Annotated in this window: 12 protein-coding genes; 5 read left to right on the top strand and 7 right to left on the bottom strand. The window is 46.9% G+C overall.

Translation table 11 applies throughout. From position 1 onward, the window contains the following. The first annotated feature begins 154 nt into the window (after positions 1–154). The 4 genes from KNQ13_RS11435 to KNQ13_RS11420 all read left to right on the top strand — a co-directional run bounded on the left by KNQ13_RS11435 (position 155) and on the right by KNQ13_RS11420 (position 6,065). Positions 155–3,016, top strand: coding sequence for a 2-oxoglutarate dehydrogenase E1 component (locus KNQ13_RS11435; RefSeq protein WP_209548379.1), 2,862 nt, complete (start codon positions 155–157; stop codon positions 3,014–3,016). A 54-nt stretch (positions 3,017–3,070) separates the two neighbouring features. Continuing rightward, positions 3,071–4,324, top strand: coding sequence for a 2-oxoglutarate dehydrogenase complex dihydrolipoyllysine-residue succinyltransferase (gene odhB / locus KNQ13_RS11430; RefSeq protein ID WP_041256101.1), 1,254 nt, complete (start codon positions 3,071–3,073; stop codon positions 4,322–4,324). A 193-nt stretch (positions 4,325–4,517) separates the two neighbouring features. After that, a complete protein-coding gene (locus KNQ13_RS11425) occupies positions 4,518–5,411 on the top strand; it encodes a glycerophosphodiester phosphodiesterase (protein ID WP_209548380.1) in 894 nt (297 codons plus the stop codon). 207 nt (positions 5,412–5,618) lie between these two features. Then, positions 5,619–6,065, top strand: a complete 447-nt coding sequence (locus KNQ13_RS11420; protein WP_026830751.1) for an Rrf2 family transcriptional regulator — start codon at positions 5,619–5,621, stop codon at positions 6,063–6,065. A 75-nt stretch (positions 6,066–6,140) separates the two neighbouring features. Here the strand turns inward: KNQ13_RS11420 and mnhG are convergent, their stop codons facing one another. The 7 genes from mnhG to KNQ13_RS11385 are packed head-to-tail and all read right to left on the bottom strand — an operon-like array spanning position 6,141 to position 11,927. Next, positions 6,141–6,515: a monovalent cation/H(+) antiporter subunit G gene (gene mnhG, locus KNQ13_RS11415; protein ID WP_014970529.1), complete on the bottom strand. Its 375-nt coding sequence runs from the start codon at positions 6,513–6,515 to the stop codon at positions 6,141–6,143. After that, positions 6,499–6,783 (bottom strand): Na(+)/H(+) antiporter subunit F1, encoded by a 285-nt coding sequence (locus tag KNQ13_RS11410; protein ID WP_014970528.1) that lies wholly within the window; start codon positions 6,781–6,783, stop codon positions 6,499–6,501. The genes mnhG and KNQ13_RS11410 overlap by 17 nt, the downstream gene beginning before the upstream one ends. Continuing rightward, positions 6,783–7,259 carry a Na+/H+ antiporter subunit E gene (locus tag KNQ13_RS11405; RefSeq protein ID WP_014970527.1) on the bottom strand — a complete coding sequence of 159 codons (477 nt, stop codon included), beginning with the start codon at positions 7,257–7,259 and terminating at the stop codon, positions 6,783–6,785. Before KNQ13_RS11405 ends, KNQ13_RS11410 begins: the two co-directional genes overlap by 1 nt. A 3-nt stretch (positions 7,260–7,262) precedes the next feature. Next, positions 7,263–8,747, bottom strand: a complete 1,485-nt coding sequence (locus KNQ13_RS11400; RefSeq protein WP_014970526.1) for a Na+/H+ antiporter subunit D — start codon at positions 8,745–8,747, stop codon at positions 7,263–7,265. Beyond that, positions 8,740–9,081 (bottom strand): Na(+)/H(+) antiporter subunit C, encoded by a 342-nt coding sequence (locus KNQ13_RS11395; protein WP_014970525.1) that lies wholly within the window; start codon positions 9,079–9,081, stop codon positions 8,740–8,742. Before KNQ13_RS11395 ends, KNQ13_RS11400 begins: the two co-directional genes overlap by 8 nt. Before the next feature lie 3 nt (positions 9,082–9,084). Then, positions 9,085–9,525, bottom strand: coding sequence for a Na(+)/H(+) antiporter subunit B (locus KNQ13_RS11390; RefSeq protein ID WP_014970524.1), 441 nt, complete (start codon positions 9,523–9,525; stop codon positions 9,085–9,087). Next, complete coding sequence (locus KNQ13_RS11385) at positions 9,522–11,927, bottom strand: Na+/H+ antiporter subunit A (protein ID WP_209548381.1); 2,406 nt, start codon at positions 11,925–11,927, stop codon at positions 9,522–9,524. The genes KNQ13_RS11390 and KNQ13_RS11385 overlap by 4 nt, the downstream gene beginning before the upstream one ends. 342 nt (positions 11,928–12,269) lie before the next feature. On the opposite strand from KNQ13_RS11385, the gene KNQ13_RS11380 reads away from it, so the two are divergent. Next, positions 12,270–12,548 carry a hypothetical protein gene (locus tag KNQ13_RS11380; protein ID WP_026830755.1) on the top strand — a complete coding sequence of 93 codons (279 nt, stop codon included), beginning with the start codon at positions 12,270–12,272 and terminating at the stop codon, positions 12,546–12,548. Positions 12,549–12,663: the final 115 nt, after the last annotated feature.

The raw sequence follows: 12,663 nt of genomic DNA, 5'->3' as shown, positions 1-12,663 counted from the left end.
CAAACACTTTTGACATATAGGCCTTCGTCATGGTTACATTCGCCAGTTGATGGAGGAACGTAACGATGGTCGACTTTTTATGTCATTTTATTTGAAAGCGCTAACAGGCAGAGGGTTGGAAATGTACTGATACGTCAGTACGAAGGTGAAATGAATGAAACGGGGGGAACCGTACATGGCAAGCCGGGAACAGGAACAACAAACATTTTATGGACCCAATCTTGGGTACATCATCGAATTGTATGAACGTTTTCTAGAAGATGCTTCTTCGGTTGACGAGGAGACACGGAGTTACTTCGAGAAAAATGGGGCGCCAGTCGCTGAACCAGTCGTTCAACAAACGGTCGAGACGGGTGATTTCGAAAAATATTTGGCGGCCAGCCGATTAGCGGATCAAATTCGTGCAAAAGGTCATTTAGCTGCTGACATCTATCCATTAAAAGACCATCCGCGGGAGATGGAATTATTCGAACTTCGTCAATTCGGACTGACGGAAGCTGATTTACGTGGCATGCCGGTGACACTCGTTTGTCCCGATCCACCAGTACATCTGGCGGATGCTTTTGAAGGAATCGAACATTTAAAAGCACAATACACGGGAGCGGCAGCAGTCGAGTTCCAACATGTCGATGATTTGGATGAAAAAAAATGGTTACGGCAAAAAATTGAACAAGGGGCGCTGACGGCCACATTGTCAGTCGATCAGAAAAAACAATTGTTCAAACGCCTAGCTGAGACGGATCTTTTTGAAAAATATTTGCATAAAACATATGTCGGACAAAAACGATTTTCAATCGAAGGTTTAGACGCGATGGTACCGTTGCTCGATACGATCGTGGGTCATTTGATTGCGAATGGTTCGGAAACGATCAATATCGGCATGGCACACCGGGGAAGATTAAACGTCTTGGCGCATGTCTTAGGCAAACCGTATGAAATGATCTTCGCGGAGTTTCAACATGCACCAAACCATGACCTGGTCCCGTCAGAAGGATCCATTGGCATTACGTACGGTTGGACAGGAGACGTCAAGTATCATTTAGGGTTGAATCGGAAAATGGAACAGCAGTCGAGTAACGTCCGCATGACGCTTGCGAACAATCCATCACACCTCGAGTTTGTTGATCCTGTCGTCGAAGGTTTTACACGGGCAGCACAAGATGATCGTTCCCAAAAAGGGGCACCACGCCAAGAACAAGGCAAGGCAGCCGCCATCTTGATTCATGGGGATGCAGCCTTCCCGGGACAAGGAATCGTCGCTGAGACATTGAACCTGACGAACTTGAAAGGGTACAACACGGGTGGAACGATTCATATCATTGCCAATAATACGATTGGCTTTACGACTGAACCGACGGATTCACGTTCGACACGCTACTCGAGTGATTTGGCGAAAGGATACGAAATCCCGATTTTCCATGTCAATGCAGATGAACCGGAAAGCTGTCTGGCAGTCGCCTTACTTGCGAGTGAATACCGGGCTACCTTCCAGAAGGATATTTTGATCGATCTCATCGGTTATCGTCGATTCGGGCATAACGAGATGGATGAGCCGATGAACACGAACCCGGTCTTATATGAGTTGATTCATAAACATGACTCGGCACGTGTGTTATACGCCAACCAGCTTGTCGAACAAGGCGATGTCACCAAAGAAGACATCACGACGATTGAAACAGACATCAATGACATGATGAAAGCAGCACGTGAAAAAGTGCCGAACGTTGAAAAAGAATACGGTGGTGTGATGCCAGATGTCGTCTTCAAAGGAGTTCCGACGATCGAGACAGGTGTTGCAGTTGAAAAACTGATAGCGTATAACGAACAGTTGCTCGAATGGCCAAGCGGATTCAGCGTGTTCCATAAACTTGAAAAAGTCTTGAAACGCCGGACGGATGCCTTGACGACGAAAAATGGAATCGATTGGGGCCATGCGGAAACGTTAGCCTTCGCTTCGATTCTCTCGGACGGGACGCCGATTCGTTTGAGTGGTCAGGATTCAGAGCGGGGAACGTTTGCCCAGCGGAACATCAACTTAAATGATGTCAAGACAGGCAAAGCCTTTTCGCCGATGCACAGCTTAAAATCTGCAACAGCGTCATTTGCTGTCTACAATAGCCCGTTATCCGAAGCAGGTGTTCTCGGTTTTGAATATGGCTATAACGTATTTGCGCCAGAAACACTTGTCTTGTGGGAAGCCCAGTACGGGGATTTCGCGAACTCCGGTCAGGTCATCTTTGATCAATTCATCTCCGCCAGTCGAGCGAAATGGGGTCAAACATCCGGCCTCGTCATGTTGTTACCGCACGGATATGAAGGTCAAGGACCGGAACACTCAAGTGCACGTTTAGAACGATTCCTATCGTTGTCCGGTGAGAAAAACTGGACAGTGGCCAACGTCTCGAGTGCTGCACAGTATTTCCACTTACTCCGTCGCCAAGCAGCAATTCTTGGAAAAGACGAAGTCCGTCCGCTCGTCGTGATGACACCCAAAAGTTTATTACGACATCCGTTAGCCACATCGGATTTATCGGAGCTGACAGACGGTTCCTTCAAACGGATCGTTGAACAGGCGGGGCTTGGTCAATCACCGGAGCAGGTCGAACGGATCGTGTTCTGCAGTGGAAAAGTGGCGATTGATCTAGCAGAAGCAGTCTCGAAATCTGATGACGACTTCAACTGGTTACACATCGTCCGGATTGAAGAGATTTATCCATTCCCGGCAAAACAGTTAAAAGCCTTGTTGGAACGTTTCCCGCAGGTCACGGAATTCGTTTGGGTTCAAGAAGAACCAAAAAACATGGGCGCTTGGACATATATCGAACCGCGTCTCGAGTCAGTCGCAATCAACGGTATCACACAGGTCCGCTACATCGGTCGTCGCCGACGTTCAAGTACGGCGGAAGGTGACCCGACAGGACACAAGGTCGAGCAAGCGCGAATCTTGACAGAAGCTTTGACGCGACAGACTGTCGAAGAGCCGACTACACCAACTACTTCTGAAACGAATGTCTAAGTATCATCTGATTTGGGGTCAAACACGAAAAGAGTCTTAGGGGGACGAATGAACATGGAAATCAAAGTGCCAGAACTTGCAGAGTCGATTACAGAAGGAACGATTGCATCATGGTTAAAACAACCGGGTGAACAAGTGGAAAAAGGAGAAGCGATTGTTGAACTAGAAACGGATAAAGTCAACATTGAAGTACCATCCGACGAGGCTGGGATTTTATCGGAGGTCATGGCTGCTGAAGGAGACACCGTGCGTGTCGGTGAAACGATTGCGATCATTACGGCAGGTGGAGAAGCAGCACCTGCACAAGTAGAAACCAAACAACCAACAGAGCAGGCAAAAGTTCCCGTTGCGGAGCAACCGAAAAAAGAGCAACCAGCAGCCGTTGCGGCGACAGAAAAAACGTCCCTCGCGGATCGTCCGATTGCGTCACCTGCCGCTCGAAAGTTGGCACGTGAAAAAGGAATTGATCTATCGCAAGTTGCAACACAAGATCCGCTTGGCCGGATTCGTGTCCAGGATGTCGCGACGTTCGAAGTCGCTCCACGTGAACAAGCGAAACCGACTCCTCCACCAGCGCCTGCACCAACTACGCAAGCGGCATCAGGAAAACCGGAAGAGCGGATCAAGATGTCTCGTCGTCGTAAAACGATTGCCAATCGTTTAGTAGAAGTCCAGCAAACGGCTGCGATGCTCACGACGTTCAATGAAATTGATATGTCTGCCGTCATGTCCTTACGTAAACGCCGTCAGGAAAAATTCGTCAAGGACAACGAAGTCAAGCTTGGTTTCATGTCGTTCTTTACGAAAGCAGCGGTCGCGGCACTGAAAAAGATGCCGTACTTGAATGCCGAAATTCAAGGGGATGAAATCGTTCTTAAGAAGTTCTATGATATCGGGATTGCCGTATCGGCACCAGACGGATTAGTCGTTCCGGTCGTCCGTGACGCGGACAAAAAGAACTTTGGTGAAATCGAAAAGGACATCATCAGTTTAGCCGTCAAAGCACGTGACAATAAACTGGGACTATCGGATTTGACGGGTGGTACGTTTACGATCACAAACGGTGGGACGTTTGGTTCGTTGATGTCGACGCCGATCCTCAATGGACCGCAAGTCGCGATTCTCGGGATGCATGCGATTAATCTTCGTCCTGTTGCAATCGACGCCGAACGAATGGCAAATCGTCCGATGATGTATGTGGCGCTCTCCTACGATCACCGTATCGTGGACGGCAAAGAAGCCGTGACATTCCTAAAACACATCAAGGATTTGTTAGAAGATCCAGAGTCATTGATATTTGAAGCATAAGTCGATTTGAGACAGAGGCGTTCTTCCTACGATAGGGAGAACGCCTCTTTTCGTCTTTTCAGATAAGCAGGTGATCCGTTTGGTTACAAGTCTGTCATCGATTCTAAAAACTTCTTCACCTCAACTATATGTTTCCTTCACAGTCGTCACGTAAGATTCAGTTTGTAAGTTACTTTTAAGGGGGAAATACAACATGATGAAACAGATTGGCGTTACCGTACTTACAGGAGCAATAGCCGCAACTAGTATCGGGAGTATCGACGCTTCGGCACATGCAAAACATGATCTACTCGACCCAAATCGTGTCGTTAACATTGCCCACCGAGGTGCTTCCGGGTATGCACCTGAACATACGATGACGGCGTATCAACTGAGTCATAAAAAATTAAAAGCCGACTACATCGAAATCGATTTGCAGATGACGAAGGATGGTCAATTGATTGCAATGCACGATGAGACGGTCGATCGGACGACAAACGGAACAGGTGCCGTCAAAGACAAGACATTAGCTGAAATCAAACGCCTCGATGCGGGGAGCTGGTTCAATACAGCGAATCCTGAATATGCGAAGGCTGAATATAAGGGACTCCAAGTTCCGACACTCGATGAAATTTTTGATAAATATGGCAAACATGCGAACTATTATATTGAAACAAAATCACCTGAAGTTTACCCGGGAATGGAAGAAAAACTACTGAAAACATTAAAAGGTCATGGTCTATCCAGCGACCGTGTTAAACCGGGACAAGTCATGATTCAATCGTTCAGTCAAGCAAGTCTATTAAAAGTTAAAGCACTTGATGAAGGTTTTCCACTCGTCCAGCTGATGGAAGCACCAACAGTCCAATCAATCACGCCTGAGGCACTTGACGAAATTCAGACATACGCAGTCGGACTCGGTCCCTCATTTAAAGGACTGACGCGCGAAAATACGGCAATGATTCGGGAACGTGGTCTGTTGCTTCACCCCTACACGGTGAACGAGAAAGTCGACATGGAACGGATGCTCGATTATGGAGTGACGGGAGTTTTTACGAACTATGCGGATCGTTTCAACGAAGTATTACATGACATGAAAAAGAAATGAATCGTTTAAAAGTCAGTTTCCTTTTTAGGAATGCTGACTTTTTTTGTTGAAATGAAATCCAAGGCTTCATTGGTTACGTATACTTCAATGAAAGATTTTAAGAGCACACAATGTGTGTTCGATTGATACCGGACATGCTACGATGAAACAGGAGCGTTGAACAAAGCTGATAGAGAGCTTCATGAACAGGGAATGGAGAGGAACGACATGCGAATCACACAATATACGGATTACGGATTACGTGTCCTGATTTATTTAGGTCTTCATCGGGAAGAAATAACACCGATGCCGACGATTGCCAATCATTATGGTATTTCATCGAATCATTTGATGAAAGTGACCCAACAGTTGACAAAACTCGGTTATGTCGAGTCAACACGCGGACGAACGGGTGGACTGCGACTCGCGAAGGACCCGGCAGACATCAACATCGGACAAGTCGTCCGTGAAATGGAACCGATGGAAATCGTCGACTGTTTTTCAGCGGAAGGTCGATGTGTGATTGAACCAGGCTGTCACTTAAAAGGGATTCTCGGGCGAGCTTTACGTGCCTTTTTAAAAGAACTTGAACAGCATACATTAGCGGAACTCGTTGAGAACAAGGACGAGTTGACACTTTTGTTTTCCTCATCACCGTCGTCCGTTCATTCATGAGAAGTAAGGTGAACGAGACAAAAAAGACATCATCTTTTCCGAACCCATTCGGAAGATGATGTCTTTTTCGATTGTTTATTTTCGGGTCGATCGTTTTTTAGGATTGACGTGTTCCGGGTTTTTCGCCAAATCATCTTGGACGGATCCCTTCCATAAGGGAACATCGCTATAATAGGCAGCACGCGCAATTAAATGGCCACCAATCGGGGCGGTAATCAATACAAAAAAAATACCAAGTAAGACGCGGGACGAGAAGAAACCGTCTTCAGCGACAAAATAAATGATGACACTGATCAGGATACTCATCACCCCAAGCGTCGCACTTTTGGATGCGGCATGGGCACGGGTATATAAGTCGGGTAGCCGAATGAGACCCAGTGCAGTTACAAGACTGAAAAAAGTCCCGATCAAGGCAAAGGCGGCTACAAAGATATCACTGATTGCGATCACGTTCGATGATCTCTCCTTTCTCAATGAATTTAGAGAAGGCGACAGTACCGATGAACGCTAAGATTCCGATCAACAAGATGACTTCGAGATAGTCACTTGTCCGGAGAATGATGGATACCAATCCGACGACAGAAATCAGACTGATACCGATTGAATCCAGGGCAATGACCCGGTCGGCGACTGAAGGTCCTTTAATGACCCGGTAAAATAAGCCAAGCATCGATAAGAAGACACCACCTAAAGCGATGAATAAAATCGTCTCTAGCATTATCGACTCACCTCCAAAATAGCTTTTTCAAAACTGTTCCGGATGGAGGAGACGGCTTCATCCGCTTCTGGCATGTGCAGGGCATGGATATAAAGTGTTTTATTGTCGTCTGAAATATCGACGACGAGTGTCCCGGGTGTCAACGTGATCAGCATCGATAGCAAGGTGACTTGCCAATTATGCTCGAGTGCCGTCTCATACGCGAAGATACCCGGTTTGATATCAAGTTTTGGTTTGAGGATGATCGACAAGACTTCGAGATTCGCGACGACCAGCTCGTATAAAAACCGGAAAAACAAACGGATCAGCGCGATGAACGGTCCGAGATAAAAACGGTTGCTGAATCCCCGGCGCATGGCAAACATCGCAAGCAAACCTAACAGATAGCCGATGATGAACGATGAAGTAGAAAAGGAGTTGGCGAGAAACATCCAGAGAAATGCCAACAAGATATTGAGTAATAACTGGAATGGCATTGATTAATCTCCCTTCAAGACAGCTTGGATATAAATCGACGGATCGACAAGTGGATCGACCGCTTGAGAAATAAACGGACGAACCGCTTCAGCGCCTACACCATACACGACCGTAATGGCGACGAGTAAAATCGCTGGTGTCATCAATTGTTTGAGCAGGTGGCGTTTCGGTCCGGTGTAGGTCTTTGGTGTTCCCCAAAATCCGCGAATGAAGATTTGCATGACGGAATAGAGAACAAGTAAACTCGAAATCAAGACGATGAACGGTCCGACAAGGTCTCCGGCCTCAAAGCCACCTCGGACGATGAGAAGCTTTCCGATGAAACCACTCAGTGGCGGAATGCCAGCCAGAGACAACGCGGCGATGAAATACGTCCAACCGAGCAACGGATAGTCTTTGATCATACCGCCCATATCCTTCAACTTACTGGATCCGGCAATTCCAATCATGACGCCAATCAATAAGAACAAAGCTGCCTTGATCAGCATGTCATGGATCAGGTAAAAGACAGCACCTTCGAGCGACTGCCGCGTCATGACGGATACGCCATATAAAATGACGCCGACAGCTACGATGATGTTGTAGATTAAGATCTGTTTGACGTCTCGGGTTGCGAGGGCACCAATCACTCCAATCAGAATCGTTGCAAGCGCAAGCCAACCGAGAATCTGATGCGTGAATTCAGGCTGATGGGAGAAAAACAGACTGTACGTCCGCAAGATCCCGTAGACTCCAACTTTCGTCAACAGTGCCCCGAATAAAGCGAGGACGGGCGTTGGAGGCACTTGGTAGGAACCAGGAAGCCAAAAATACAAGGGAAAGATGGCTCCCTTTAAACCGAAGACAATCAAGAACAGAATCGCGATGACACTGAGAATACCAGGTTGATCGATTTCCGTGATCTTTTGCGAGATGTCGGCCATGCTCAGTGAACCGATGACACCGTATAAAAAGGCGACGGTCATGACGAACAAGGCGGATGAGATGACGTTGATCAAGAGATACTTCAACGATTCGCGTAACTGAGCCGGTTTTCCTCCCAGTACAATCAAGACGTAAGACGAGATCAAGAAGACTTCAAAAAAGACGAACATGTTAAAAATATCACCTGTCGTAAAGGCACCATTGACCCCGACGAGTAAAAATTGGACGGCGATGTAGTAATAAAAACGTTGATGTAAATCGGACAGGTAATAGATGGAATACCAGACGACAAAAAAGACAAGCAGGCTAGTCGTAAAGACAAGCAGGGCGGATAACATGTCAGAGACAAGGGTGATGCCAAATGGTGCCGGCCAACTGCCAAGCGTCACCGTCAAAATCCCTTGCTGCCGGACACTGTAAATCAGATAAGCGGCCGCAGCGATGGTCACGAGGGTTGAGCCAAAAGAGAGCGTCCGTTGTAGGCGCAGTCGATCCGGGAACAACATCAAGATGACACCGGTGATCAGTGGAATCAAAATCGGTAATAACGGTAAATTAATCATGCGTATCGGTTCCTTTCATTTCCTCGAGATTGTCTGTACCCAGTTCTTGATAGGCCCGGTAGGCGAGCACGAGGAAAAATGCAGTCACACCGAAACTGATGACGATTGCCGTTAAGACAAGAGCCTGTGGGAGTGGATCGGTATACTGGGTGACGCCGTCCTTGATGACGGGAGCGGCGCCCGTTTTCAGTCCGCCCATCGTCATGACAAGCAGATGGGCCGCATGACTGAGAAGGCCGGTACCGATGATGATACGTAAGATACTTTTTGAAAGAATGAGATAGACGGCACACATCGTTAAGATGCCTGCAGCGATCGCCATGATGATCTCCATGCGTTAATCACTCTCCCCAATCGTTTGAATGATCGTCATCGTCACACCGACGACGACGAGATAAACACCTAAATCAAACAACATTGCCGTGTGTAAGGACGTTTTTCCAAACAACGGTAAGTTGAAGTAATCGTGGGCGTGTGTAAAGAACGGTACATTGAACAACAAGGCACCAGAAGCCGTCAAAACAGAAATCAACATGCCGATCGCCGTCATCTGTTTGTAGTCGACCGGTAAGATCTGCCGGAGTGTCTGGATGTCAAAGGCTAACAAAACTAAAACGAGTGCGGAAGCTGTGACAAGCCCCCCGATGAAGCCGCCACCCGGTGTGTAATGACCGGCGAAAAACAGATAAACGGCAAACAAGAAAATAATGAAGGTGATGAACGTCGTAGATGATTCTAGGATGACGTCGTTCGTGTGTTTTTTCATGGGACTTTTCATTTGTCGATTCCTCCCGTCTTCCGGAAATTGATCATCGCATAAATACCGAGTCCGGCAATCGCTAAGACACTGATCTCAAATAACGTATCAAATCCACGGAAGTCGACTAAGATGACGTTGACCATGTTTCCACCTGCTGCTAAATCAGCGACGTTATCAATGTAGTACTGGGCAATCGAAGCGAATGAGCGCTGACTGAGCGAAGCGAGTGCAACCAACGTGACACTTAATCCGACGAGCGCAGAAATCGCAGCGTTCCCGAGTTTAAATTTGATTCGTTCTTCTTTTCGGCTGATTTCCGGCATATGATAAAACACAAGCAGGAACAGTGCGACGGAAACGGTCTCGATGACAAGTTGTGTCAAAGCGAGGTCAGGTGCCCGGAATAAGACGAAGAACAAGGCGACCGTATAGCCAACGACACCAAGCAAGATGATCGATGTCAAACGGGATCGCGCAAACGTGATCGACAAGGCGCTACCGACCAAAACAAGTGCCAAGACGACTTCATAAGCATGCACCGTGCTGAGTGGGTCGACATCGAATTTAAAGGCATCGAGGAAATACATGCTCGATAAGACGAGGACGACGATGAAGCCGAAGATATAGACCAGGTAGGAGCGCATATAACCGGTCATGACGGTATCATGGATGGCGGTTGAGGCGTGTTCCCCCCGGCGCAGCAATCCATCATACTGATGATTCAACGAGACGCTTGTTGGCATCCGGTTGTAAAGTGTAGACCATTTCGGCAACGTCAAGAATAGCAGCGTGCCGACCGAAATGATGAGAAGCGTCAAAAAGAGTTCCAGATTAAACCCATGCCAGAGCTTGATGTCAACTGAAATCGAGCCCCCTTCAGCAACGACTTTCGGTAGAATCGCTTCGACTGCAGGACGAATCAGCGTGTTCGAAAGTAAGTTCGGGAACAATCCAATCAAAACGACGAGGGAAACAAGAACGAGTGGAGCGAGTAACATGCCAATCGGTGCTTCGTGCGGTTTTTTCGGAAGTTGTTCGAGTTTTTTTCGTCCAAGAAACGTGCGGTAGACAATCAAGATACTGTAGACAAACGTGAACATACTCCCGACGACTGCGAAAAACGGGAATAAAAGACCGAACGTATCCAGATGAAACAGTCCTGATCGGGACACTTCAAGGACACCGGTCAAAAACATCTCTTTACTTAAAAAACCATTGAATGGAGGGACACCCGCCATCGATAAGGTCCCGATGGTTGCAATCGTAAACGTCACCGGCATCAGTTGGGACAACCCACCGAGTTTTCGAATATCACGTGTGCCCGTTTCATGATCAACGATGCCCGCCATCATGAACAAACTTCCTTTAAACGTGGCATGGTTGATGAGGTGGAAGACAGCGGCGACCGTCGCAATCGTGTAGAGACTGTCGGGAAGGGTGTCAACCTGTAAAGCGGCCGCTCCTAATCCAAGCAGTGACATGATGAGACCGAGTTGCGAAATCGTCGAATAGGCTAAGATGGCTTTTAAGTCGACTTGTTTGACGGCGTTTAACGACCCCCAGAAAAGTGTGAACATTCCGACACCGGATACAAGATAAAACCACAACGGTGTCTCAGCAAAGATCGGACTCATCCGGGCGACCAGATAGAGACCGGCTTTGACCATCGTTGCCGAGTGGAGATAGGCACTGACTGGAGTGGGTGCCTCCATCGCGTCCGGTAACCAGATATGGAATGGAAACTGAGCAGATTTCGTGAAGGCCGCCAGTAAAAACAGGACGAGGGCGACCGTAAAGAGTGGATCCCCATTATACGTACTGACGGTTACGAGCGATTCACGGATGCTAAACGAACCGGACAGTAACGATAAAATTGAAATCCCGCCGAGCATCGATAAACCACCAAAGACAGTGATCAGCATCGATTTTTGGGCACCGTATCGAGAACGTTCACGTTCGTACCAATATCCAATCAACAAGAACGAAGAAATCGATGTCAGTTCCCAAAAGAGATACATGACGATCATATTGTCCGATAAGACAATTCCAAGCATTGCGGTCATGAAAAGAAGCAGGTAGACATAAAAGTTGTGTAACGCTTCTTTTTTCGGATCCAGGTAATAGACGGAATAAAGCACGACCAGTGAACCGATTCCGGTAATCAATAATGCGAACAACAGACCAAGACCGTCGACGTAGGCGACGAAGTTGATGTCGAGCGATGGAATCCAGTTCATCGTTGCGACTACCGGTTTTCCAGCCATTGTCTGACTGATGTACTGACTGAAGTAGACGACTAACGTAAGTGGAACGAGCAGAACGAACCATCCTGTATGTACGGATGGAATCTTCTTATAGAGAAGCGGAATGAAGAGACTTACAAGTAACGGCAACAAGATTGCCAAATGAAGCAAAGACACATGATTCCCTCCTTATGATGTAATACAATCGAAAAAATGAAAGAAGGACGTTGTACGCAAGCGGCAAGTATGGCTTGTGACGTGTCCTCTTCAACATAGACATTCGATTTTCGTGAAGCTTCTGTTAAAAGTATAACGTACATTTCCTGTCTCTGCATGACCCGAACCTTTTTGATTTAGTGCAGGAACGCGGTTTTTGAGCGAATTATTAAATATGTAGGAACACGGCAGAAAAACAGTGAAAAACTTTCAAAAAAATATTTTTAGAGTCATGTTGATTACCTGATTGGGTTTAAGGGAAAAGCATTCAAGTATAAAAATCCAGTAAATAGAGGTGTCGTCATGAGAAAAACATTTAAACAAGGATTAATCGTCGGTGGAATAGTTGCTGTATCCGTGTTAGTGATTCAGCGGTATAAACAAAGTTGCTCGAATGCTCAGGACCAGGATATCAGTCATTCAGCTAAACTCGATCAACGTCCGAGTATCGATGCCAAGACGGATGAAACGGAAGTGGGTCTGACGCAACTGGATTCGATTCATCGTGCAGACTGGCAAGCCAATGGTTTCCCACAAACACATGCGGAACTGGAACGATTAGAAAAAGAAGAAAATCAATAAAAAACACGCTCTCACAGGAGAGCGTGTCAGATCGTAGACAAACCCTCATTTCAACGTTGAAATGAGGGTTTGTCTTATGTAGTCGTAAAAAGTGATGTTGAAAACAAGGATTCCC

This window comes from Exiguobacterium sp. s128 (assembly GCF_018618815.1).
Lineage (GTDB): Bacteria > Bacillota > Bacilli > Exiguobacteriales > Exiguobacteriaceae > Exiguobacterium_A > Exiguobacterium_A antarcticum.
Note: the sequence above shows the minus strand (reverse complement) of the source record. Positions and strands in the feature narration are given on the sequence as shown.

Excerpts from the sequence above, each read along its gene's own strand:
- KNQ13_RS11435 (WP_209548379.1), top strand. The coding sequence starts at position 155 with ATGAAACGGGGGGAACCGTACATGGCAAGCCGGGAACAGGAACAACAA.
- odhB (WP_041256101.1), top strand. The coding sequence starts at position 3,071 with ATGGAAATCAAAGTGCCAGAACTTGCAGAGTCGATTACAGAAGGAACG.
- KNQ13_RS11425 (WP_209548380.1), top strand. The coding sequence starts at position 4,518 with ATGATGAAACAGATTGGCGTTACCGTACTTACAGGAGCAATAGCCGCA.
- KNQ13_RS11420 (WP_026830751.1), top strand. The coding sequence starts at position 5,619 with ATGCGAATCACACAATATACGGATTACGGATTACGTGTCCTGATTTAT.
- KNQ13_RS11410 (WP_014970528.1), bottom strand. The coding sequence starts at position 6,783 with ATGCTAGAGACGATTTTATTCATCGCTTTAGGTGGTGTCTTCTTATCG.
- KNQ13_RS11405 (WP_014970527.1), bottom strand. The coding sequence starts at position 7,259 with ATGCCATTCCAGTTATTACTCAATATCTTGTTGGCATTTCTCTGGATG.
- KNQ13_RS11400 (WP_014970526.1), bottom strand. The coding sequence starts at position 8,747 with ATGATTAATTTACCGTTATTACCGATTTTGATTCCACTGATCACCGGT.
- KNQ13_RS11395 (WP_014970525.1), bottom strand. The coding sequence starts at position 9,081 with ATGGAGATCATCATGGCGATCGCTGCAGGCATCTTAACGATGTGTGCC.
- KNQ13_RS11390 (WP_014970524.1), bottom strand. The coding sequence starts at position 9,525 with ATGAAAAGTCCCATGAAAAAACACACGAACGACGTCATCCTAGAATCA.
- KNQ13_RS11380 (WP_026830755.1), top strand. The coding sequence starts at position 12,270 with ATGAGAAAAACATTTAAACAAGGATTAATCGTCGGTGGAATAGTTGCT.